The following is a 21,956-nucleotide window of genomic DNA, read 5'->3' on the forward strand; positions in this document are numbered from 1 at the left end:
GACGTCGGTGGAGGTCGCGGTGGTCTTCCCAGTGGTCCTGCTGCTGGTGATGACTCTCATCCAGGCCGCGCTGTGGTTCTACGCCCGATCGGTGGCCCTCGGTGCGGCACAGGAGGGGGCGCGGGAGGGGCGGGTGCAGCCGGCGTCGGTGGCGCGGGCGCAGTCGGCGGCCGAAGACTTCCTCACGCAGACCGCGCAGGACCTCCTGGTGAGCCGCTCGGTGGCGGTGTCCGGGTCGCCGTCCACCGTCGAGGTGACCGTGACCGGTACTTCGATCAGCCTGTTTCCCGGCCTGGGCGGCTGGCCGGTGACCCAGACCGCCGTCGGCCCAGTGGAACGGCCGACCCCATGAGGACCGCAAGCGGGGAGCGCGGGTCGGTGTCGGTCGAGCTGGCTCTCCTGGCGCCGGCCCTGCTGTTGCTCCTGTCCCTCGCCGTGTTCGCCGGCCGCGCGCAGGTCGCTGACAACGCCGTCGAAGAGGCAGCACGCGCTGCCGCGCGCGAGGCGTCCCTGGCCCGTGACGCCGCCACCGCCGTCGGATCGGCCGGGGCGCAGGCGCAACGCACCCTGACCGCTCAGGACCTGCGCTGTCAGGCGACCTCTGTCGACGTAGACACCGCAGGCTTCCAGGCGCCGCTCGGCCAGCCCGGCGACGTCACGGTATCGATCAGCTGCACCGTCGCCATGGGTGACCTGCTGGCTCCTGGCCTGCCCGGCTCGGTGACCGTGCAGGCGTCCTTCTCCAGCCCCGTCGACGCCTACCGCGAACGATGACCACCCCACCGTCCACCGGGAGCCGGCAGTCCGAGCGCGGCGCGATCAGCGTCTTCCTCGCCGTCCTCGTGCCCGGGCTGCTGCTCATCATCGGCCTGGCAGTCGACGGCGGCGCCAAGGTGCAGGCCACCCAGCGCGCCAACGCCATCGCCGACGAAGCAGCGCGCGCCGGCGGGCAGGCCATCGATGTCTCCGCCGCGCTCGGCGGGGAGGTGCGCATCGACGTACCGGCCGCAATCGCCGCCGCACAGGAGTACCTGGACCGCACAGGAGTACCGGGCGCGGTGGCGGTCGTGGACGGCGACACCCTGCAGGTCACCACGACGATCACCGAGCCCACCACCTTCCTCGGCCTCATCGGTATCTCCACCCTCACCGTCGAAGGCGCCGGCACCGCGGAGCTGATCACCGATCTCGGAGCCGGGCCATGACCACCTCACCGCGATTCTTTGACCCGCTGCGTCGGCTGCTGGCCGCACTCGCGCTGGGAGCCGTGGTCTTCGGCGTGCCAATCGCCCTCTGGGGGCTGGGTGGCTCCTACCTACCCGACCGCGTGCCTTCCTGGACCCAGGTCACCGCCGCGCTGACGGGCCCGGACACCGGCGCGGTATTCCTCGGGCTGCTCGTGCTCATCGGCTGGGCCGCGTGGGCCGCGTTCGCCGTCTCCGTGGTCGCCGAAATGGCCGTTCAGCTGCGAGGCCTGCCCCCGGTGGACCTGCCCGGCCTGCGCGCCCCGCAGCAGCTGGCCGGAGTGCTGGTGGCCGCGGTCATCGGCGTGGGGGCCGCACCTCTGCTCCTCACCCCGGCGCTTGCCATCCCCCCGGTGGTCGCCGAACAACCCATCGAGGAATGGCCCGCCCCCTCACCCGACCGCGCGCCTGCCGCCGAACCGGCTCCGCCAGCGAGCACCGGACCCACCTACACCGTGCAGCCCCGGGACACGTTGGGGCGGATCGCCGCCCGCCATCTCGGTGACTGGGCTCGGTTCGACGAGATCCTCGACCTCAACCTCGGCCGGCTCCAACCCGACGGCGGCACCCTGACCGACCCCGGACTCATCCGTCCCGGCTGGACGCTGGTGCTCCCCGCCGACGCCGACCTGCCTGGTTCCGACCCGGCGGCTGCACAGGTGACGGTGCAGTCCGGCGACACCCTCGCCGATATCGCCGCCGAGCACCGCATCGACGGCTGGCAGCCCATCTTCGACCTCAACGCCGGCGAGCCTCAGCCCGGCGGTGGCCGCTTCACCGACCCCGACGTCATCCGCCCCGGTCAGGTCCTCGACCTCCCGCACGCGGCTGCGCCTGAGCCCACCCACCCCGTGCCTCCGGTGGAGGCCGACCCGGCGACACCGCCGGCAATCGAGGACGCCCCCAACCCCGCCGGACCACCACGCGGACAGGTACCGATACCGGACGACACGTCGAACAGGGACCAGGCAGAGGCGGCGGACTCTGACGCCGCAGCAGGCGGCGACGCGGCGGACACCGACCGGTCTCCGGCGGAGCTGGCGATCGTGCTCACGGGCAGCGGCGCGCTGCTCGCCGCAGGCCTGGGCGCGGCCTGGCTGGCCCACCGACGGCAGCGCCTACGCCGACGCCGCCCCGGCCGGACCCTGACGCCGCTGCCTGCCGAACTCTCCGAGGCCCAGGCCGCGGTGCGAGCTGGTGCCGACACCGGCAACCCCGACTACGCCGCCCTCGACCACGCCCTGCGGGCGCTCGCCGTCGCACTCTCGGACCAGCCCGACGCGCGGCTCCCCGACGTCGTCGCCGCCAGACTAGGCGCCGACCGCCTGGACCTGCGGCTGCAGACTCCGGGTGCCTCGCCGCCGCCGGCGCCGTGGGCCGCCGATCCGACCGGCCTGTGGTGGTCGATCGGCATGGATGAGGACACCGGCGTCGAGGCCGACCGCGCTGCCGCGCGGCTGGCCCCCTACCCGACGCTGGTGACCGTCGGGGCGGAGGACGGGCGGCGTTGGCTGCTGGACCTGGAACGCATCGGTGTCCTGCGCATCAGCGGACCGGCTGAGCGCCGGGAGCAGTTCGCCCGGCACGTGGCCGCCGAACTTGCCGTCAACAGCTGGTCTGACCTGCTCACCGTCACGCCCGTCGGCTTCGGCGGCGAATTGATCGACCTGGCCCCGGACCGGATCCATGTCGTCGCCCAGGCTTCCGATGTCTGGCTCCAGGGGACGCTGCGCCAGGCCGCCGAACAACAGGACGGCGACGTGCTGCAGGGTCGGCTACGGGCCGAGGCGGGTGATGGATGGATGCCCACCGTCGTCCTGGCCCCGCACGCCCCCGACAGCGACGGCGGGGAACTGGCCGAGCTGATCGCCACTCTCGACAACCGAGACATCCGCGGCGCAACCGCGGTGCTCCTCGGCGCCCACCCGACAGGCGATGCCCCGTGGACGCTCACCGTGACCGACGACGGGCATCTGCTCGTCCCTGACCTGGAGCTGCGGCTGCCCACTCCACAGCTGACCGCCCAGCAGGCCAGCGACATCGCCGCGCTGCTGTCCTTCGAACGCGACGCCGGCGACGCGCCTGTGCCGGCTGCTGACGGCGACCAGCCATGGCAGGACAGCACCGACGCCGCGGGTGCACTGCGCGAGGACCTGACGCTGCCCCGAACGCTCGAAGCCGCGGAAGAGAAGGCGGGGCCCCCGTCGGAGGCGCACGCGCCCTGGGCGCCAGCGGTGTCGGACTCACCTCTGCCGCAGCCCCCCGACACCTACCTGCAGACCTCGCCGGCCACACCCGAGGACATCGCCGTGCTGGGCCGTCGCGCACCCACCGAGCTCCGCCGACGCCTCGAAACCGACTTGGAGCTACTCGACCACGACCTGGCCGACTGGTGGGCACCGGACTGCACGCGCCCCCGACTGACCCTGCTCGGCCCGATCACCCTGCGGGCCCACGGCGACGAGGCTGCCGTCACGAAGTCAGGGCTGCGCCGTCGGTATGAGGAGGTCGTAGCCTACCTCGCCACGCGCCCGCACGGCGCCACCGTCGACGAGGCCGCAACCGCCCTGCAGCCCGCCCGTTCCGGCAGGACAGACCCGGTCAGCGCCCGCGCCTACGTCCACAGGGTCACCGCCGGCGCCCGAGGGTGGCTCGGCACCGACCCGGCCACCGGCGAGAAGCACCTGAGTTCCGGTCACCGAGGCCCGTACACCCTGACGAATGTCCTGGTCGACGCTGATCTGTTCCGGCAGTTGCGCGCCCGCGCCGGAGCTCGCGGCTCTGACGGCATGCCCGACCTGCTCGCCGCCCTCGCCTTGGTTTCGGGACCGCCGTTCGCCCAGCGTCCGGCCGGCTATGAGTGGCTGGGGGGCCTCGAGCTGACCTACACCGCCGCCATCTGCGACGTCGCCCACCTCGTCGTCACCTCCGCACTGGCCGACGACGACCTCGATGCTGCTCGCACCGCCAGCGCCACCGCGCTGCTCGTCGCCCCCGACGACGAGAAGGTCCTGCTCGATGCCATGTGGGTTGCCTACCGCGAAGGCAACCGCGCCGAAGCCGAGACCTACGTCGCCCGCATCGTCGACGTCCACGACGGAGAGGATGAGATGGACCTCCCCATGAGCACCGCCGAGATCATCAACCGCGCCCGAAGGCAGTACCTCGATCGCGCTTCGTAATGGTGCGATCCCGGTCCCGCGGGACTTTGGGGACGCCGCTTCTGTACCGCGCATCACCTGGGGCCTACTGTGTGCCGCCGTGCCGGGCATCCGCCCGACCCCTCGACAAGCCCCGAGTGCGAACTACCGACCGCGGTAGGACGTCGGAGACCCGGAACTGCTGCGCGCGGCTCTGCCTCCTTGTCGGCGGATGGGCTCACGCGGTCCGGCGGTCAGTGGGAGCACGACGGTGTGCCCTTGCGCTGGCTGTCGGTCCGCTCTGAGAGAATCCATCTAGCGCGCCGTTGTCGTCGTGCGCAAGGGATGCCCGTGGAATTGTCGAGGAAAGACCGGAGGATCCTGTGGGGTCGTTCCCGTCACCTCTGTGCGTTTCCGCAGTGTCGGAGGCAACTGACTGAGGATCAGGTCGATGCCAAGACAGGGGAGACCTTCCAGACCATCATCGGCGAGGAAGCGCATATCTATTCGGCGACGCCCGACGGTCCGCGCTATGACCCGAAATTTCCTAAGGAGAAGCTCGAGACATACGAGAATCGGGTTCTTCTCTGCAGCGTCCACCACACGCTCATCGACTCGGAGAGAGGTCGCGCGTACGACCCGAATACCCTCCTTGAGATGAAGCGCCGCCACGAGCGGCAGGAGGAGCGCAGAGAGCGCATCTCCGGCACCGTCCGCGCCTACATTGCAGACCAGTACGAAGCCGACGACAAGGTGCTGTTCCGCCAAGTCAAGCTTGAGGGGCCGCGGGTTGATGCGATGTTTGTCGACGTGCCGTTCGCTTCGCGTGGAGACACGGCTGCCGCAGCATTGTTAGCCCGCATCGCCGCCGACCGGCCGGGCGATGCCCTGGCGGACGATGGCTTTGTCGTCACTGGAGCCGCGCAGGCGCTCCTGCATCCCGAGTGGAGTGGAAATGCACTCGTGGTCGGGGGGCCGGGGCAGGGTAAGTCGACGTGCTCCAGTATCTCTGCCAGTTTCATCGGGCTCGACATCGACGGGCAACGGACTATTCGGGCGAGGCGCAGGGCCTGAAGCCCCTGACGGATGTCATGCGTGTGCCGATCCGCCTTGACCTGCGCGATTACGCTCAGTGGGCCAGTTCGACAGCTGCCGCGGTCGAGGCCAAGTCCGCCGTCGCCAAGAAGCAAGCGAGAACCGCCGTGCCGTCGCGCTTCGGCAATGACGGCTGGCCGCAGCTGGAGCGCTATATCGCTGACCAGATCGGCAAGAACGGCGGTGCCCGAAAGTTCCGAGTGGACGACTTATCCACGTTGCTTGCGACCGAACCTGTTCTGCTTGCGCTCGACGGATTGGACGAGGTCGCGAACCTGAAGCACCGTGACCGAGTTGCGAGCGAAATTGTTCGTACCGGCGTCCGCCTTGGAGCCGACGCTCACAACTTGGTTATCGTGGTGGCGACCCGTCCGGGGATGACGACGTCACCACTTTGGTCATCGACCGAGTTCCCGGTCTTTCATCTCCAGAAGCTCACGGCGGGTCTGCGCCTGCAGTACCTGCAGCGCTGGACCATGGTCGCCGAGCTAACGCAGGAAACCGCAGGCAAGTTGCTGCGGACGTTCCTGGAGCACGAGAGTCTCCCGCACATCAGAGACCTCGCGTCCTACCCCATGCAACTCGCCATCCTGCTGCATCTGCTGCATCGTCGCGGCCTCCTGCCCCAGCAGCGAACGGAGCTGTACTCCGAGTACGTACAAACGTTTCTAGACAGGGAGCAGACCGAGGAAAGGAACCACTTCTCTCGTCGGACCGTGATGTCATCGAGGACGTCCACGCCTTTCTTGGGTGGCACCTTCAGCAACAGGCTGAGGGCTCTGGCAGCGCTGGCCATATCTCCCGGACCGATCTTAAGCAGCTCTTGATTCGGCACCTCGCCGGCAGAGAGAAGGGTCAGGAGCTTGCGGCGCAACTGTTTGCGGCGATGGAAGGTCGCGTGCTGTGTCTGGTTGAGCGAACTCCCGGGTACTTCCAATTCGAGGTCCAGTCACTGCGCGAATACTTCGCTGCGGCTTACGTGAACCAGTACGCGGACCCGCGGGGCGTCGGGAACTCTCGCGTCGATTGCTTCGACGCACTGCTGGCGCGGCCGTACTGGCTCAACACCTGTCGGTTCTTCGTTGGCATGTTCACCAAAATTGAAGTGCGGGGGATCGAGCGCAGTCTCCGTGAGCTCGAGGCAGAGCCGGAACTCAAGTTGCATCCGCACCTCCGCCTGACGGCAGGGCGCGTGCTGGACGATCGGGCGTACCAGGGCCAGCCAAGCGACACGATTCGCAAGGTGGTCGACTTCATCCTGGACGGTTCCGGCGTCGTCCTTGCCGAAGACGGGTTTTTGGAGGAGACGGGCCGGCCACTTACCTTCGCGGAGGACGCCGGACGGAACCAGGCCGTGGTCCACTTGAAGGCACGCCTTGCGTCGCCGGCAGCGAATGGCACGCGCCAGGCTGCCGCGCGGATGCTCAGGCGTCACGGGGATCGGGCCGACCTCACTAAGTGGTGGTGGAGCAAGTTTCAGCCGTCCGGTGACTGGCTCGAAACGGCGGCCGACCTCGGCGCTATTGCCGCTTTCGGTGCCGAGCAAGAGGGCAAGCTGGCGAACGCCGTCTCGAACGCGGACGGTGACACCCGGTGGGGGGTCGAGCTGCTGGCGCGCGGCGGATACGCTGGAAACGCGGACGATGTGCTCGCGGTCTGCAAGGAGCAGATTGGCGACGGAGCGGTGGACGTGCTCTCCCTCGATGCCTCCACCCCTCTGGGTAAGCTCGTCTGGGCGGCGCGCGCGGTGCTGCTCCGACATCCTCGTGAGAGCGGGAATGCCGGGCCATCAAGCGCCCGCACGCGAATCCGTTCAGCGGCGGGACGCAAGCTTGTTGCAGATGTTCTCACCGCGATGGAACCGCTTCGTGCACTCCCAGCTCACAACGCAGACACAAAGGTCTGGGTCGATCGACTGGCGCAGGTGGTGCAAGTCTGGGGAGACAGTTGGCTGACACGTCAGGCCGTCGGGCTCCTGCCGTCATCGGTTGATCTTGCCGCAGCGGAACGCACGGTCGCGAACTCGGCGCCCCGGTTGGCGTCGGCGCTCTCTCGCGAGATGCGAGCACGCGAGCACCGCTCGGACGCCGACTGGTGGCGCTCGCAGGGGGAATGCGCGAACGGCGTGCTGGATAGGCGCGTCTGGCTGCTTTCGGTGTTGACGATCGTGCGGCTTCCGGTGATTGTTCAGCTCTCCACCGAAATCGATGTGGCTAGCGCCGCGCTTGTGCCCAAGCACTACCGGGCGATGGAACAAGCCATCGCGTCGTTCATGAAGTCACCGCTGGCGAGGCAGTTGGTGCTCCACGATCCTCTGCGCCGTGGCCTAGTGTCTTTCTCAGGGCGCTCGCTGGGGCTGCTCAGCCTGGTCGCGACCGATAGCAGTAGTGAACAGCTGGCAAGGAAGTCGGCTACGGCCTACGTTGAACTACTCGAGCCCGGAATGGGTGATCGGCGGCAGATGCTCCGGGCGCTGGGGCAGCGCAAGACCGTCAGGATCAGTGACTTGAGGGGCACGCGCGAAACCCTTCCTGACGGGGCTTGGGCTGGTGAGGTCAAGCTCGGCGCGATCACGGCAGCGACGGCCAAGGATGTCCTACAGCATCCGGAGGTATGGCCCTCAGAGATCGTAGAAAAGGCAATCCAGGTGGAGGCGAACCGGTTGAGTGGATTGCCGCCGATCGCCCGCACTGCGAAGGAGAACGGTTGGTTCCGGTCCAGCGAGTGAGTTAGCGAGCCGCTCCCCAGGAAGCGATCCTTGCCAGGCGTTAAGGTTTGGCCACTCCGATGCTCCAATAACGCCGGTCGGAGGCTCTGACTGCATCCAAGCCGGCGACCGCAAGGGCCGCTGCGCGCGGATGTCGAGGTACTTGCCTTCCAAGAGCCAGCAGGGTCGCTCCTCCAGTCGCGGTATGTGGTCGGTTGTGCACGCGTTGAGGATCGAGACTTCGCCTCGGAACTGACTGGAGGAAGACCGGAGGTTACCCGGGCACGGTGCCCGTATGCATTGCAGCCCCGCATTAGGGGACCAAGAGTCCCGGTCTTATTCGCTGAGCGGCGACGTATCGCCTCGCGCGCCGGCGCTAACCAGCACGCTGTTGTTGCCGCCTCAAACACCGAGGCTGTCAGTCCCGGCGATGCGCGCAGCGGTTATCGCGATTCGGGCGGGAGAATTCGACGGCCGGGAGGACGTCGACACTTCACTCGGCGGCTGCATCCGTTCGCGAGAGGTCCGCCGCGAACCTCGTCGGCAGATTCCGGCCTGCCTGCCGTGGAAAGAGCTCGAAGCCCGCGTTCCCATCGTCGTGGTTCTCGCCGGCCATGCCGGAGCTGGCGCGTCCACCGTGGCGATGGCGGTCGCCGAAGCGATGGCGGACGGTCGGCGGACGCAGCTGGTCGAGTACACCGAGCCGGCCCGGTCGGGGCTGGTGGCGGCGGCGAGAATCGAGCTGGGTGCAGAGGGCGGCTGGTGGCGTCGCGGCCGCCGCGGGCACCTCGACCTCTTCCGCCTTGCTCGAAGTCCAGCCGACGGACAGCCATCCCCACCGGAAGGTGACGGGGAGGCACGGCTGATGGTCGTGGACGCCGGCTGGCCGCTCACCACCGCGCTGCTGGAGACGCGGTCTGCAGAGGCGTTCGTCCACGACGAGCGGTCGGTCGTGGTGACCCGGGTGTCGGTTCCTGCAGTGCGGCAGACCGAACGCGTCCTGGCTGCCGTCGGCGACGAGGCCCTGGTGGCCGCGGTGGGGCCGGCCCGGTGGCCGCGGGCGGTGGAGGCCAGCTGCGGACCCCGGCTGGCTGAGCTGCGGTCTCGTCACCGAGTGGTCCGGGTGCCGATCGACCGGCGACTGGAGATCACCGGCCTGACCGGCGACCGACTGCCGAAGTCGGTGGCTGCCGCAGGTCGGTCGCTGGCCGCGTTGTTGGTGCCGGCCGTGGCGCCGCAGCCCCGTCATCGGCGTCGGGCGGAGCCATCCCGGACGGGCCCGGCGGAGGAGCCCGAATGATGAACCACCGCCGGACCGCTCCCGCAGCGGTACGAGCGGCCAAGACTGTGGTGCTGGTCGTTTCGGTGCTGGTCGTGCTGAGCGCGTCGCCTGCTTCTGCCGCGTCGGTGGAGTTGACCGCGGCGGTCTGCCCGGAGGCGCCGCCGGGGATGCAGACCTTCGCCAACGACGTGACGGCGTGGGTCAAGTGGGGCGTGCTTGCGCTGATCGGAATCGGCGCCGTCATCTCGCTGGGCTCGATCCTGGTGGGCCGGATCTTTTCCCATCCGCACGCCTCCCGGTACGGAGCGATGGGCGTCGCGGTCGTCGTCATGGTGGCCATCACCTACACGGTCATCCTCGTCATTCTGGACTCGATCACCGGTAGCGGGTGCACCTGATGCGCCGCCGGCAGAGGGGGCGGGTCGGCGGCGCTGCGCCCGCGGTGTGGAGTCCCGCGAAGCTGCTCGCGGCAGTGGTCGCGTGCGCGGTAGCCGGGCTGGCCGTGCTGGCCGGGTTCGTGCTCGCGATCGTCACCGGCCTGACCGACGACGAGCCCGCCCGACCGGCGGGCCAGACGGACTCGACGACGTCGTCGGCGTCGGTCACCCGAGAGGACGAACTCGCCGCCGCGCCGATGCCGGCCGCTGAGCCGGACGACGCGCTGCCCGGGCCGGTGTCGAATCAGGCCGCGGGCGTGCTCGAGGTGCCGCGCGCCACGGGTGTCGGCCCGGCCGACGTGCCCATCGGCTTTCCCCCTACTCCGGAGGGTGCCCTGGCGCAGCTGGCGGCGATCGACGTGATGGCGATGCAGACCGGCTCGATGGACGGTGTGCGGCGGGTGATCGCCGAGTGGGCCGCACCGGGTGGCCCGACTCCGGAGAGCTGGTCCGGTGTGGATGGCATGGCGAACCTGTTGTCGGCCGCGGGCCTGTCCGGTGCCGGCTCGCCGCAGCTGGCGATCGTCGTCCGCCCGGTGATGGGACTCATCAAGGGCACGGTGGGCCCGGATTTCGCGGTGGTCTGCGTGAACTTCGAGTTCACCGTCACCGTGGAGCAGACCTCGCGAATCGCGATCGCCGACTGCCAGCGCATGACGTGGGTCGGAGAACGGTGGGTGATCGGCGCCGGGCCGGAGCCGGCGCCGGGGCCGTCGATCTGGCCGGGCACGGAGGCGGCGATCGCCGCCGGCTGGCGGGATCTGCGCTATGTCTAGGCACCCGCTCGGTCGGCGCGGCAGATGGTCGCGCCCGCGAGCGTTGGTCGTCGTCCTCGTGCTGGCTGCGGCGGGCTGGCTGGTGGCCGCCGCCCCGGCCTCGGCCGACCCGATGGTGGTGGCGTTCCCCGTGACTCCGGCGGCGGACGACGGCTCGCTGCCGTGTCTGCCCATCAACCCGTTCTGCGTGATCGGCGAGGCAGCCGGGGCCGTGGTCGCCGACGTGTGGGTCAGCGCGATGCTGTCGCTCTGGGAAGCGGGCCTGTGGCTGCTGGGACTGGCATTCTCGGTGATCGACGCCCTGGCTACCCCCGACCTGTCCGCCGGCGGCCCGCTGGCCGGGGTGTATCCGGTGACCTTCGGCATCGGCGCGACCGTGGCGGCGCTGATGGCGCTGGTTCAACTGGGCGTCGCGGCCGTGCGTCGCGACGGGGAGACGCTGGGCCGGCTGCTGATCGGGCTGCTGCAGTTCGGGCTCGTCTGGGCCGGCTACGTCGGTGTGGCCGCTCTGCTGGTCACCGGCGTCTCCGGGCTGACCACCGGCCTGCTGCGCAGCCTGCTTGACATCGACACCATGGCCGCCTTCGAGCCGTCGATCAGCGTGAGCCGCGACCTGGTCGACGGCACGGTCGCCACCGTGCTAGGGGTCAGCTCGATCTTCCTGCTGGTGCCGGCCAGCGTGGGCTACCTGCTGCTGATGCTGGTCCGCGAAGCCGCGCTGATCGTGCTCGCGGCGACCTCAGCCATCTCGGCAGGTGGTCTGCTGGCGCAGTCCTCGAGCGCCTGGTTCTGGCGCAGTCTGCGCTGGTTCCTCGCCGCGCTGCTGGTCTCCCCGGTCGCAGTCCTCGTCCTCGGTGTCGGTGTGACCATCACGGAGGGCATCGTCGCCGGGGCGGAGGAGACGAGCACCGAGGCTGCGGTCGGCATGGCGGTGGTCGGCTGCCTGCTGATCCTGCTCGGCGCGATCTGCCCGCTGGCGCTGTTCCGGCTGCTGGCCTTCGTCGACCCGGGGACCTCCAGCGGAGCAGCGCTGCGCTCCTCGCTCGTCGCTTCCGGTGGGGTCACCGGCGCACTAGGCAATCTCGGCGGCGGAAGAGGTCGAGCCGCGGGTGCTGCGGCGGTCGCGGCCTCGGGTGGGGTGGCCGCGACCGGGGCCGCGGCACAGCTGGCCGGCGACCGTGCGCAGGGCGAGTCGACCGCGGATGGCGCAACCAGCGGGCGCTTCGCCGGCGCGCTCCATGCGCTGACCACCGGCACGTCGGCGGCCGGCCGACTCGCGGCCGGGGTGGCCGCCTCGGCCGCCGACGTGCTCTCCGGCGCTGGCATCGGACACACCGCCCCCTACTACGGGCAGTCGATGCGAGGCCGGGTCACCGCAGGCAGCACCGGACAGGCCACCGGGACTTCGGGTCCAGCACCGTCCGGTGGGTCGCCGCGTTCGTACGACGACGCCGCTCAGCCCGTTGGCGTGATCCCGGATCCGCTGTGGTCGCCGGTCGTCGACCGTGCCGACGGCAGCACGGCCGTCAGCTGGCCGAGGGAGCAGTGGAACGGCTCCGAACCCGGCGGACGTGCGGAGTCTCCAGCCCCTCGACCGCCCGATGGCGGTTCTCCTCGGGACGGCGATGCCTGATGAGCGCGCACCGCTATGGCGACTACGCCAAGGACGTCTCGGGCTGGTTCCTCGGCATGACCGGCGCCCAGCTGGCCCTGGTCACCCTCGCCGGCGTGCCGGCGCTGCTGACCCTCAACGCCCAGGCATGGGCGCTGTTCGCCATCTGGCTGCCGGTGTGGGCCCTGCTTGCCGTAGTGCTGCTGGTCCCCATCCGGGGCCGGGCGGCCGGCCGCTGGTTCGGCGATCTCTGCCTGTACGCGATCGGAGGAGCGATGGGCTGGACGGTGTTCGGCTCCCGAGCCGCGTCCGGGACGGCCGGGGACCTGTCCGACGCGGACCTGCCCGGGGTACTGGCCGGCGTCCGTACCCACGACGGCCCGCCCTACGGGCACCTGTTCACCCGTCCGGTGATCGTGCAGAACTCCGCGGCTCGCACCTGGGCGGTGGTGGCGCGTCTCGCCCATCCCGGTATCGGCCTGGCCGAGCCGGGGGAGCGGGACAGGATGGGTGCCGGCCTGGCCGAGCTGTGCGAGCTCGCCGCGCGCACGGAACTGGTCGACGTCCTGGCCCTGCAGGTGCGCACCGTTCCCGACGACGGCGCTGAGCGCGCCGCCTGGGAACGGGCGCACGCACGCGCGGACGCCGCGCCGCTGGCGACCCGGGTGAACGCGTTGCTGGGCGCCACCCTCACACCGGCCGCGGTACGCACCGAGGCCTTCGTGACCGTGGTGGTCGGAGAGGGACGGATCGGCCGCGCCGCGAAGGAGTCCGGCGGCGGGGTGGACGGCCGCGCCCGGGTGCTGCACGGAGTGATGGCCGAGATCGAGGCTGCGCTGCGCGGCCCGGTCGGCTGCACGGCGGTGACCTGGATGGATTCCGCTGCGCTCGCCGCCGCGGTGCGCACCGGCTTCGCCCCCGGTGACCGCGGCCAACTGGTCGCCGCCGACCTGGCCGCCGCCGACGGGCAGCGCCTCGCGACCGGGGTGCCGATGGCAGCCGCCGGCCCCACCCAGGCCCGAGCCGAGGTACGGCACTACGTGCACGACGCGTGGGCGTCGGTCACCGACACCATCCTGCTGCCCGACCAGGGGGCGGTGCTGGGCGCGCTGGCCCCGGTACTGGTGCCCACGACGGCGGGGGAGCGGCGCTGTCTGACGGTGTTCCTCCAGCCCCTGCCGCCGGCGCGGGCCACCCGGATCGTGGGCAGGGAGGAGATGAGCGCCACCACCGGCAACGAACTGCGTGCCCGGATGGGCTTCCGCCAGCGGGCTCGGCAGCGGCGCGATACCGAGCGGATCGGCGTCGCGGACGAAAAGCTGGCCGCCGGGCGGGCGCTGGTCCGCCCGGCCGTCGCAGCGTGCGTCACCGTGCCCGCCACCTGGCCGGTGACCGAGCACGGCCGCCGGCTCGCCGCGTCGATCCGTGCCGCCGGCTACGTGCCGCTGCGGCTGGACCTGGCGCAGGACTCCGGCTTCGCCGCCGCAGCCATCCCACTGGGTGTCGGCCTGCCCGACCGCCGGGGCCGGCGATGAGCCGCCGTACGCGGGGCCAGGGCCGGGGTCGGGACGTCGCCGTCCTGCTCGACGACTTCGGCCACCGACTCCCCAGCGCCCCTGCCGCAGCCGCCGCGCAGCGGGAGCGGGGGCCGTTCACCCAGCTCGTGCCTCGCCTCGGGCCGCGCGGCCGCGGCCGGGGTCGCGCAGTGGCGCTTGCGCCGCTGTCGGTGTGGCGAATGACGTCGGAGCAGACACCGGTGGTGTGGCCGTTGATCGCCACGAGCGGACTGCCGCCCACCGGCGCGCAGATGGGCCTCGACCTGCTGTCGGGCGGGGCGTTCTACTGCGATCCGGTTGGCTGGGTCACCGACGACGGCATCCCGGTCACCAATCCCAACGTCGTCGTCTTCGGCAAGCCCGGGCGCGGCAAGTCCGCCACCGTCAAGGCCTTCGCGCTGCGAATGCTGGGCTATGGCTATCGCACGCTGATCCTGGGTGACACCAAGGACGAGTACGAGCCACTGTGCCGCGCGCTCGGCGTAGAGCCGTTCGTCATCGGCCACGGCCTGTCGGCGCGGGTCAACCCGCTGGCCTTCGGCCCGCTCGGGCACGGCTGGGACCGGCTCGATGCCGCCGAGGCACGCCGCCGCGAGGCGATCATGTTCGCCCGGTGGATCGTGCTGCTCCGCGGTCTGGTCGGCTCCCAGCACGTGCCGTTCGGTCCGGTGGAGGAGACCGCCGTCGGCGAGGCGCTGCGGCTGCTCACCGGCTACCGCATCGGCGCCACCCGGCTGACCGAGATCACCATTCCGCAGCTGTGGCGGGCGCTGGACGAGCCCACGGCCGAGCTGGTCGCCTGCTGCCGCTACGCCGACCGGCAGCACTTCCTCGACGCTACCCGAACCCTGCGCGATGCCCTCGGCTCCCTCGTGAAGGGCTCCCTGGCGGGGCTGTTCGACGACCACACGTCGATTGAGGTCGACTGGCGGGCGCCCATCCAGTCCCTGTCGCTGTCCCGCCTGGAGCCGCTCGGTGACCAGGCCGTCGGCATCGCGCTGACCTGCCTGAACTCCTGGGGTCAGGCGATGCGGGAGATCGCCGACCCCGGTGACCTGCGCATCGTCGTCCGCGACGAGACCTGGCGGCAGATGCGCCTGGGCGCCGAGGCGATGAAGAGCCTGGACGCCAACCTGCGGTTGTCCCGCCGCGACGCCGACGTGCAGATCCTGCTGGCGCACAAGCCCTCGGACATGCTCGCCGCCGGCGACGCCTCGTCCCAGGCGGTGGCCATCGCCCGCGACCTGCTGCACCTGTGCGACGTCAAGGTGCTGCACGGCCAGGACCAGGCCGTCGGCGACGAGCTCGGCAGCATGCTCGGCCTGACCCCGATCGCCCAACGGGTGGTCACCGGCTGGGCGGTCGCAGGCAAGGGCCGCGCCCTGTGGCTGGTCGGTGACCGGGCGTTCAAGGTGCAGACCGTCCTCACCGAGCCCGAGCTGCGCCTGACCTTCACCAACGAGGCCCTCACAGGACGTCCGGTATGAGCGGGACGGCGCCGTACGCGGCTCAGGAGTATGCGAGGCGATGGCTGTGGAAGGCCGCTGCGCCAGCGGCCGTCCCGTTGTTCGCCGCGCTCACCCTGCTGCTCATCCCGCTGGCGGTCATCGGCGCCCCCGAGACGGGGGCGGGGACCGCGTCGTCGGCCTGCTCGATCGGCGGGACCGGCGCCACCGTCGCCGGCATCGAACTGGACGCCGTCCAGATGGGCCATGCGCAGACGATCGTCAACCTCGCCGCGGCCGGCGCGCTGGACCCCTACGCGGCGACCGTGGCGCTCGCTACCGCGTACCAGGAGTCGAAGCTGCGGATGCTGGCCAATGACGGCAACAGCCAAGAGCTGACCGCCGAGCAGGCCGCGGTGACCGCCACCAGCCTGCAGTACCCGCACGACGGACTCGGCTCCGACCACGACAGCGTCAACACCTTCCAGCAGCGCTGGATCGCCGGCTGGGGCACCGTCGCGCAACTGATGGACCCCGCCTACGCCGCCGAGGCCTTCTACGCCCGGCTCGTCGAGGTGCCCAACTGGCGGAGCATCCCGCTCACCCAAGCGGCCCAGGCCGTGCAGATCTCGGCCGCCGGCGGAGCCTACGCCCGATGGGAACCGTTCGCCCGCGAGCTGACCGCCATGCTCTGGCCCGCCGCCGAGGGCACCGCGGGCGGCCAGGCTGGCGTAGCGTCCGGCGTCTGCCCGGGCCTGTCGGTTGCCGACGGTTCCTGGATCCGGCCCGCCGCCGGCACGGTCACCTCCGGCTACGGGTCCCGCTGGGGCACCCTGCACGCCGGCGTCGACATCGCCGGCCCCCGCAACACCCCCGTCTATGCCGCAGCCGACGGCAGCGTGGTGACTGCGGCATGCGCCAGTGCCTACTGCGACCGCGACGGCAACCTGAGCCTGGCCGGCTACGGCAACCTCGTCGAGCTCGACCACGGCGGCGGAGTGACCACCCGCTACGGGCACCTGTCCGCCTTCACCGTCACCCCCGGCCAGCAGGTCACCGCCGGGATGCTGATCGGCTTCCAGGGCTCTACCGGCAACAGCACCGGCGTCCACCTGCACTTCGAGGTGCGCCAGCACGACGCGCCGGTCGACCCCGTCCCGTGGCTGGCCGACCGCGGCGTCGACTTGCTCGCACCCAACCCCGGCTGAGCCGCTCCCAAGCCACCGAACAAGGAGGAGCCATTTACGCCACGGACATCGGACGGCGGCAGTGAGCGCCGGGCGAACACGGTCCGACGTCGGCCCTGTCAGCTGGGAGATCCCGGCTGCCGCCGTCCTCGTGTGGCTGGTCGTCGGAGCGATGCTGCTGCCGGCCGGCCGCGCCGCTGCCGCGCTGCTGACCGGCGGCGGTTGGGTGTGGCCGGACGGGTCGACAGCCCTGGTGGTTTCCGTCGGCGGGCTGCTCACCGGCGAGACCACCGCCGGCCTGGATACCAGCCGGGTTGCGGCGGTGCCGTCAGCCGCGGCCGTGTACGCCGTCACCGCAGCAGCGCTCGGACTGTTCCTGGCCGGCAGCGGGGGAGCGGCCTGGGCCGGGCGTCGATGGCTGGGTGGGCGGTCGGGCATGGCTACTCGTGGCCAGGTCGCCGAGGTGCTCAGCCGCGCTCGGCTGCACGAGGTCGCCCCCGTGATCCGCCCCGACCTGGTTCCGGCCCGCCGACGCGGGCCCCTCCGCGCGGCAGGGACCGACGTGGGGTGGCGGTTGGGCCACTCCGTCGTCCCCGCCGCGGGGGAACTGTGGGTGCCCTTCGACCGGACCACCGGCGTCTACGGGCCCCAAGGCTCCGGAAAGACCCTCGACCTGCTCGCTCCCGCACTGCTCGACGCACCCGGGGCGGCGCTGGTGACGCTGACCAAGGCCGAGGATCTGCTGCTCACCATCGACGCCCGCGCCGCCGACGGCCGCCCGGTCACCGTCCTGGATCCCTTCGGCGCGGTGCCTGGCCTGCGGGAGCTGGTCTGGGACCCGGTGGACGGATGTGTGGACCCGATGGTCGCCGAGCGCCGGGCCAAGGCCTTCGCCGCCGGCACGGTCACCGGCGCGGTCACCGGCGGCAGCACCGACAGCGCGGCCCGCTTCTACGCCTTTGAGGCGGCCAAGGTGCTGCAGGCCTACCTCCACGCTGCCGCGCTCACCGGCCGCACCGTCGAAGACGTTCTGGAGTGGGTCGCCCATCCACAGGCAAGTACACAGCCAGCGGACATCCTGCGCGCCCACCCGCACGCCGCCCCCTTCTGGGACGGGCTGCTGCACGGTGCCCTGCACGGCGATCCGCGCACCGCCGGCAATACCGCGACAACCGTGCAGCAGGCGCTGGCGTTGTTCTTCCAGACCGACATCCGCCGCCGCTGCGTGCCTGGGGCCGGCCGGCCGGCCACCGACGTCGCCGAGCTGCTCAGTGCCGGAGGCACCATCTATCTGCTCGGCCGCGAGGACCCCTACGCCTCGGCGTCCCCCCTGATGACCGCCCTGGCGGAGCATGTCCTCGACACCGCCCTGCAGCTCGCCAATGCCGCACCGACGGGGCGGCTGTGTCCGCCGCTGCTGGCCTGCCTGGACGAGTTGCCCTCCACCGCCCCGCTGCCCACGCTGCGCACCCGGATGGCCAATGACCGCGCCCTGGGCGTCAGCTTCCTCTACGCCGCCCAGACCTGGCGGCAGCTTGTGCTGATCTACGGCGAGGACGAGGCCCGCGCCCTGTTCGGGCTCACCAACGTCATCGTCGCCTTCGGCGGCGGCAAGGACGGCGCCTTCTACCGCGAGCTCTCCGACCTGCTCGGGGTCACCCGGGTACGGCGCACCTCATACAGCTACCGAGGAGCCGGGTGGGCACGATCAACCCACGGCGAGGACACCCCGGTGCTGCGGCCCGAAGAGATCCGCCAACTGCCTCCGGGCCGGGCACTGGTCGTGGCCGAGAACGCTCCACCTCTGATCGCGAGGCTCACGCGGTGCATTACCGGCCGCCAGGGCGCGGCGCTACTGACCGCCCAGGCCGCCGCCCGCAAGCGGGCCACCGCCGCTCGCGGGCGCGGTCCGGATCTGGCCCAGCGAACCGGTCAGGCACACGAGGCAGCCGCCCGGGCCGGGCTGTCGCCGGCCGGACGGGAGACACGGTGAGCCCCGAGCTGGCGGTCCCGTTCCCGCCGCCGCCGCGCTGGGTGCGCCACGCCCTCGAGCACTTGCGACAGGCCGAGGACGCCGGCCTCGAGCCCACCGGCCTGCAGCTGCTGGACCGGCCGTGGGACCCGGCCAGCTGCTCACGGCATGTTCGGCAACAGCTGTGGCCGTGGCTGGACGATGTCGCCGCCTGGCTTAACCACACCTACGCCTGGCAGACCACCTCCGCGCTCCCGGCCTGCTGGCCCGCCCATCCGCACCTGGTGCATGAACTGGCCGTGCTGGCCTGCCTGCGTGTCGCGGCCGCCGACGCCACCGGTCCGCAGGCGCTGGAGGAGTGGCACCGCTACGCCCTGCCCGGCTTTACCGCCCGGATGCGTGAACGGCTCGGCGTCGGCTGCCCACCCGGCCGGCACCTCGACTGGCCCGCCCGCTCCTGGGCGGTGGAGTTCGACAGCCCGCAGGCGACCGAAGCGCGACGGACGCTGTTTGACGGCGACATCGGCTCCACCCGGCTCGCCGCCGCGCAAGCTTCCCCGCCCCGGGGCTTCCGCGGAGCGACCTCGTGAAAAGCCCGGCCCGGCGCGACCGCGGCGACTGGGTGTCGCTCATCGACGGCGTACGGGTCAGCCGCCACTGGATGACCCGGCACACCCCGCGACTGCTGGCCGCCTGGCGCGATGCCCGAACGCTCGAGCGCCGACGGGCTGTCGCCGTGCGCATTCTGCAGGTCGCCGCTGAGCTGGAGAGCGAACCCGACGGTTTCGACATCGACGACACGCTCGCAGATCAACCATGGCGGACGGTCGCGGAGCGGATTGACGCCCGCCTGGTGTGCGGCCCGGATTGGTTGCCTCTGGCCGCCGCCCTCGCCCGCGCCGCGGCCGCCGGTTACGACGTCGTAGCCCGGCTGGCCACGCTCGCGGCGGCCGCGCCGCTGCCCGAACGGCAACCGGCCCGGGAGCTGCACTGGCGGTTGCTCGACGACTGCCCCGCCGCCCTCCCGGTACTCAACGCAGTCCAACGCCCCGCAGGGGCAAACGGCCTGCCGGATAGAGACAGCGCAGCCCCCTATCCACAGATTTGCCGCGATATCCCACGAGCGGCCTGCGGCGACGCAGCCTCGAACCGCAGCCACCCTCCCTGCGAAGGAGATCAGTCATGACCGTCGACGCCGCCACCGACCCGCTCAGCTACGCCGCCTCCCTGCTCGACGCCGTCGGCGCCGATCGAGAGCAGCTGCCCGCCGAGATCGCGCTGGAGTGCCTGTACGCCGCTGAGCTGCTCGAGCTGGCCGGCGGCCGCGCGGAGCCCACCCCGCTGATCGACGGCGATCCGCGCGCCAGCATCCGCGCGGCCATGACAGCTCTCGGGAGCCTGGGCGTAGAGGACTTCGCCAGATCCTTGGTGATCGATGCCGCCCGCGCCGCCCGGCATGCGCTGCGGCAGCTGGCCTGAACGTGGCCACCACCCTGCAGCAGCTGGTGGACGAACTCGCCGCCCGGGCCACCGCGGCGATGCAGGCGACCATCGAGGACGTCACCGGCGCCCTGGCCCACCTCGGTCGGGCGCTCACCGGGCTGACCGACGACGGGCTCACCCCGGCTGGCAGTTCCCGGCAGCAGATCGCCGTCGACCTGGCTGTTGCTTGCACCATCGCCGGCCGGCTGTGGCCACGCACCGGCGGACCACTCACCGACCTCGCCGGCGTCGCCGCCGACCTCGTCGGCCGCGACCGCGCCATCCTGGGGCGCTCCCACCGCTGGGCGGTCACCATCGAGCTGGCAGAGGTGGCCGATCACTGCGCGCGGCTGGGCCACGGGCTGCTGCCGCAGGCAGCCGTGGGGGAGCTGGCCGCCGTCCGTCAGCTGGCCGCCGCCATCGAACGCGACGCCCAGACCGATCCACCAACAACCTCGGGTTTCGTGATCCTCGACCGCCTGGTGCCCATGCCCGGCGTTCCGAGACGTGGCTCGGACGTGACCGCCCTCGACGCGTCGGCGGCGCTCACCGCAGCACTCGGCCGAACACAGCGGACCGGTGAGCTCACGCTCCGCGACTTCCGCGCCGCCGTCGCAGCCGCAGAGATCAGCAGCCGATGCGCCGCCGCCGTCACCGCGGCAGCGACCGGCGAAAAACCAGGCCGGCTACCGGGGGCAGCGGTCGCATGGGAACTCACTGGCCGCACCAGCATGGTGTTCGAGGACGGACGACGCATGCGGCCGACCGACCCCCAGGGTGTCGTACCGTGGGCTCGGACACTCGCCGATGCACTGCTTGCGGACGTCGGATCGCCCGCCGACGTCGGAGCGCTACGCGACCGGAACGATCTCGCCCGGGTAACGCACGGCGTACAGCAGGTGGCCCACCAGATCCCCGTGCTGGCCGGCGAATTCGCCGCAGCCGTCGACCGGTGGTCCCGCACCGGCCAGCTGTACGCCTCGGCGCGAGACCTGCCACGCATGGACAACATGCCCGAAGACCGAGTGCGCGACGTGATCGCCGGACGCCGCGTCCAGGCCCGCGGCACCGACCTCAACGCCCTGGCTCACGTCGTCGGCCGGGCGGGCGCACTGTCCACTGCGCTGGCCGATGCCCTCAATCGCGCCGCGCCCCCCGGAGCGCCAGTCCAGCGGCACCTGGCCGCCTTCTATGCCCGGCGAGCGCGAAGCCCCGGCTCGGCCGAGCAGCTGCTCGGCCAGGCCCAGGCGGTCGAGCGCGCCCTCGCGGCAACGCCGGCCCCACCCGCAATAGGTGGACACATCCAGGGCCGCCCGACATCACCGGAGCACTGACCGCCCATCTCCGCGGACATGCGACGCAGCCTTGCCGGAAGGGCCGGGCGCCGGTCGTCAGCTGGCTGGATGCACCCGTAGGTAGTCGTTCAGCGCGTCCCGCATGACCGCGCTGGCGCTGCGGTGCTGTGCGGCGGCCACCGCTGCTAGCTGCTGGTCGAGCTCACTGGGAAGGCGCACCTGGCGGGTACGGGCGTGCTCTCCGGGCTTAGCGGCCGGATCGATCGAGGGCCGGCCACCCAGAGCACGGGCGAGCGCCTCCCGGCCATGCTGGGCTGCCGCCGCGCCCCGCCGGGCGGTCGCCGAGTCAGGCTGCAGCTGCATCTCGTGCTCGGCCCAGTCCGCGGCAGCCTGGTAGTCCCGTTCAGTCGGCATCGTCGCTTGCCTCCATTCGTTCCAGGTGTTTCTGACGGGCTTCCATGACGTGGAAGACGTGCAGTCCGCGGGGCGGGCGCACCTCCACCATCACTTCCAGCAGCGGGGCGCCTCGCCCCCGCTGCGGACCGATGTACAGGTGCGGACGGATGTCGTTGGGCGGCCGCGGGTTATCGAACTCTTCTTCGACGTAGACGGCGTTGGCGATCGCGTGCAGTGCATCCTCATGGGCGATGCCGTGCTTGTCGGCACTATGTGCCCACGTCACACCCACCTCGGTAATGTACTACACAACCTCCCGCAGTGGCAGGG

General features: G+C 71.4%; 21 protein-coding genes. 19 read left to right on the plus strand and 2 right to left on the minus strand.

Going from position 1 to position 21,956, the window contains the following annotated elements; all coding sequences use genetic code 11:
• Positions 1 to 7: 7 nt before the first annotated feature.
• The 19 genes from DCS98_RS12380 (at position 8) to DCS98_RS12475 (ending at position 21,269) form a co-directional block, all read left to right on the plus strand.
• Entirely contained in the window at positions 8 to 352 is a 345-nt protein-coding gene (locus DCS98_RS12380) for a TadE/TadG family type IV pilus assembly protein (RefSeq protein ID WP_116451681.1), read from the plus strand.
• Positions 349 to 774 (plus strand): TadE/TadG family type IV pilus assembly protein, encoded by a 426-nt coding sequence (locus DCS98_RS12385; RefSeq protein ID WP_116451682.1) that lies wholly within the window; start codon positions 349 to 351, stop codon positions 772 to 774. Before DCS98_RS12380 ends, DCS98_RS12385 begins: the two co-directional genes overlap by 4 nt.
• Positions 771 to 1,205, plus strand: a complete 435-nt coding sequence (locus DCS98_RS12390) for a TadE/TadG family type IV pilus assembly protein (RefSeq protein WP_116451683.1) — start codon at positions 771 to 773, stop codon at positions 1,203 to 1,205. The genes DCS98_RS12385 and DCS98_RS12390 overlap by 4 nt, the downstream gene beginning before the upstream one ends.
• Positions 1,202 to 4,426, plus strand: a complete 3,225-nt coding sequence (locus DCS98_RS12395; protein ID WP_116451684.1) for a LysM peptidoglycan-binding domain-containing protein — start codon at positions 1,202 to 1,204, stop codon at positions 4,424 to 4,426. Before DCS98_RS12390 ends, DCS98_RS12395 begins: the two co-directional genes overlap by 4 nt.
• Positions 4,427 to 4,735: 309 nt before the next feature.
• Complete coding sequence (locus DCS98_RS12400) at positions 4,736 to 5,458, plus strand: hypothetical protein (RefSeq protein ID WP_164704536.1); 723 nt, start codon at positions 4,736 to 4,738, stop codon at positions 5,456 to 5,458.
• On the plus strand, positions 5,380 to 6,306 hold the full coding sequence (locus tag DCS98_RS12405) for an NACHT domain-containing protein (protein WP_164704537.1): 927 nt from the start codon (positions 5,380 to 5,382) through the stop codon (positions 6,304 to 6,306). The genes DCS98_RS12400 and DCS98_RS12405 overlap by 79 nt, the downstream gene beginning before the upstream one ends.
• On the plus strand, positions 6,303 to 8,207 hold the full coding sequence (locus tag DCS98_RS12410; RefSeq protein WP_164704538.1) for an NACHT domain-containing protein: 1,905 nt from the start codon (positions 6,303 to 6,305) through the stop codon (positions 8,205 to 8,207). The genes DCS98_RS12405 and DCS98_RS12410 overlap by 4 nt, the downstream gene beginning before the upstream one ends.
• 409 nt (positions 8,208 to 8,616) lie before the next feature.
• Entirely contained in the window at positions 8,617 to 9,486 is an 870-nt protein-coding gene (locus DCS98_RS12415; protein ID WP_241037773.1) for a hypothetical protein, read from the plus strand.
• Positions 9,483 to 9,866, plus strand: a complete 384-nt coding sequence (locus DCS98_RS12420) for a hypothetical protein (RefSeq protein ID WP_241037776.1) — start codon at positions 9,483 to 9,485, stop codon at positions 9,864 to 9,866. The genes DCS98_RS12415 and DCS98_RS12420 overlap by 4 nt, the downstream gene beginning before the upstream one ends.
• Before the next feature lie 119 nt (positions 9,867 to 9,985).
• Positions 9,986 to 10,681 (plus strand): hypothetical protein, encoded by a 696-nt coding sequence (locus DCS98_RS12425; protein WP_338070213.1) that lies wholly within the window; start codon positions 9,986 to 9,988, stop codon positions 10,679 to 10,681.
• Between the two features lie 43 nt (positions 10,682 to 10,724).
• A complete protein-coding gene (locus DCS98_RS12430; RefSeq protein WP_241037779.1) occupies positions 10,725 to 12,314 on the plus strand; it encodes a hypothetical protein in 1,590 nt (529 codons plus the stop codon).
• Complete coding sequence (locus DCS98_RS12435; RefSeq protein ID WP_116451689.1) at positions 12,314 to 13,828, plus strand: SCO6880 family protein; 1,515 nt, start codon at positions 12,314 to 12,316, stop codon at positions 13,826 to 13,828. The genes DCS98_RS12430 and DCS98_RS12435 overlap by 1 nt, the downstream gene beginning before the upstream one ends.
• Entirely contained in the window at positions 13,825 to 15,336 is a 1,512-nt protein-coding gene (locus DCS98_RS12440) for an ATP-binding protein (RefSeq protein ID WP_116451690.1), read from the plus strand. Before DCS98_RS12435 ends, DCS98_RS12440 begins: the two co-directional genes overlap by 4 nt.
• Positions 15,333 to 16,502, plus strand: a complete 1,170-nt coding sequence (locus tag DCS98_RS12445; RefSeq protein WP_116451691.1) for a M23 family metallopeptidase — start codon at positions 15,333 to 15,335, stop codon at positions 16,500 to 16,502. The genes DCS98_RS12440 and DCS98_RS12445 overlap by 4 nt, the downstream gene beginning before the upstream one ends.
• 61 nt (positions 16,503 to 16,563) lie before the next feature.
• Complete coding sequence (locus tag DCS98_RS12455; RefSeq protein WP_116451693.1) at positions 16,564 to 18,474, plus strand: type IV secretory system conjugative DNA transfer family protein; 1,911 nt, start codon at positions 16,564 to 16,566, stop codon at positions 18,472 to 18,474.
• Positions 18,471 to 19,043 (plus strand): hypothetical protein, encoded by a 573-nt coding sequence (locus DCS98_RS12460; protein ID WP_241037784.1) that lies wholly within the window; start codon positions 18,471 to 18,473, stop codon positions 19,041 to 19,043. Before DCS98_RS12455 ends, DCS98_RS12460 begins: the two co-directional genes overlap by 4 nt.
• A complete protein-coding gene (locus DCS98_RS12465) occupies positions 19,040 to 19,639 on the plus strand; it encodes a hypothetical protein (RefSeq protein WP_116451694.1) in 600 nt (199 codons plus the stop codon). Before DCS98_RS12460 ends, DCS98_RS12465 begins: the two co-directional genes overlap by 4 nt.
• The gene (locus DCS98_RS12470) at positions 19,636 to 19,932 is read left to right on the plus strand and encodes a hypothetical protein (RefSeq protein WP_116451695.1); all 297 of its coding nucleotides are present in this window, start codon (positions 19,636 to 19,638) and stop codon (positions 19,930 to 19,932) included. Before DCS98_RS12465 ends, DCS98_RS12470 begins: the two co-directional genes overlap by 4 nt.
• Positions 19,933 to 19,934: 2 nt before the next feature.
• Complete coding sequence (locus DCS98_RS12475) at positions 19,935 to 21,269, plus strand: hypothetical protein (RefSeq protein ID WP_116451696.1); 1,335 nt, start codon at positions 19,935 to 19,937, stop codon at positions 21,267 to 21,269.
• A 57-nt stretch (positions 21,270 to 21,326) separates the two neighbouring features.
• On the opposite strand, the gene DCS98_RS12480 is transcribed toward DCS98_RS12475, so the two are convergent.
• Both DCS98_RS12480 and DCS98_RS12485 read right to left on the minus strand, forming a co-directional pair.
• A complete protein-coding gene (locus tag DCS98_RS12480) occupies positions 21,327 to 21,644 on the minus strand; it encodes a ribbon-helix-helix protein, CopG family (protein WP_116451697.1) in 318 nt (105 codons plus the stop codon).
• On the minus strand, positions 21,634 to 21,918 hold the full coding sequence (locus DCS98_RS12485) for a hypothetical protein (protein ID WP_116451698.1): 285 nt from the start codon (positions 21,916 to 21,918) through the stop codon (positions 21,634 to 21,636). Before DCS98_RS12485 ends, DCS98_RS12480 begins: the two co-directional genes overlap by 11 nt.
• Positions 21,919 to 21,956: the final 38 nt, after the last annotated feature.

It is taken from the genome of Blastococcus litoris (assembly GCF_003075095.1).
Taxonomy (GTDB): domain Bacteria; phylum Actinomycetota; class Actinomycetes; order Mycobacteriales; family Geodermatophilaceae; genus Blastococcus_B; species Blastococcus_B litoris.

Excerpts from the sequence above, each read along its gene's own strand:
- DCS98_RS12395 (WP_116451684.1), top strand. The coding sequence starts at position 1,202 with ATGACCACCTCACCGCGATTCTTTGACCCGCTGCGTCGGCTGCTGGCC.
- DCS98_RS12420 (WP_241037776.1), top strand. The coding sequence starts at position 9,483 with ATGATGAACCACCGCCGGACCGCTCCCGCAGCGGTACGAGCGGCCAAG.
- DCS98_RS12470 (WP_116451695.1), top strand. The coding sequence starts at position 19,636 with ATGACCGTCGACGCCGCCACCGACCCGCTCAGCTACGCCGCCTCCCTG.
- DCS98_RS12435 (WP_116451689.1), top strand. The coding sequence starts at position 12,314 with ATGAGCGCGCACCGCTATGGCGACTACGCCAAGGACGTCTCGGGCTGG.
- DCS98_RS12440 (WP_116451690.1), top strand. The coding sequence starts at position 13,825 with ATGAGCCGCCGTACGCGGGGCCAGGGCCGGGGTCGGGACGTCGCCGTC.
- DCS98_RS12445 (WP_116451691.1), top strand. The coding sequence starts at position 15,333 with ATGAGCGGGACGGCGCCGTACGCGGCTCAGGAGTATGCGAGGCGATGG.
- DCS98_RS12390 (WP_116451683.1), top strand. The coding sequence starts at position 771 with ATGACCACCCCACCGTCCACCGGGAGCCGGCAGTCCGAGCGCGGCGCG.
- DCS98_RS12480 (WP_116451697.1), bottom strand. The coding sequence starts at position 21,644 with ATGCCGACTGAACGGGACTACCAGGCTGCCGCGGACTGGGCCGAGCAC.
- DCS98_RS12415 (WP_241037773.1), top strand. The coding sequence starts at position 8,617 with ATGCGCGCAGCGGTTATCGCGATTCGGGCGGGAGAATTCGACGGCCGG.
- DCS98_RS12385 (WP_116451682.1), top strand. The coding sequence starts at position 349 with ATGAGGACCGCAAGCGGGGAGCGCGGGTCGGTGTCGGTCGAGCTGGCT.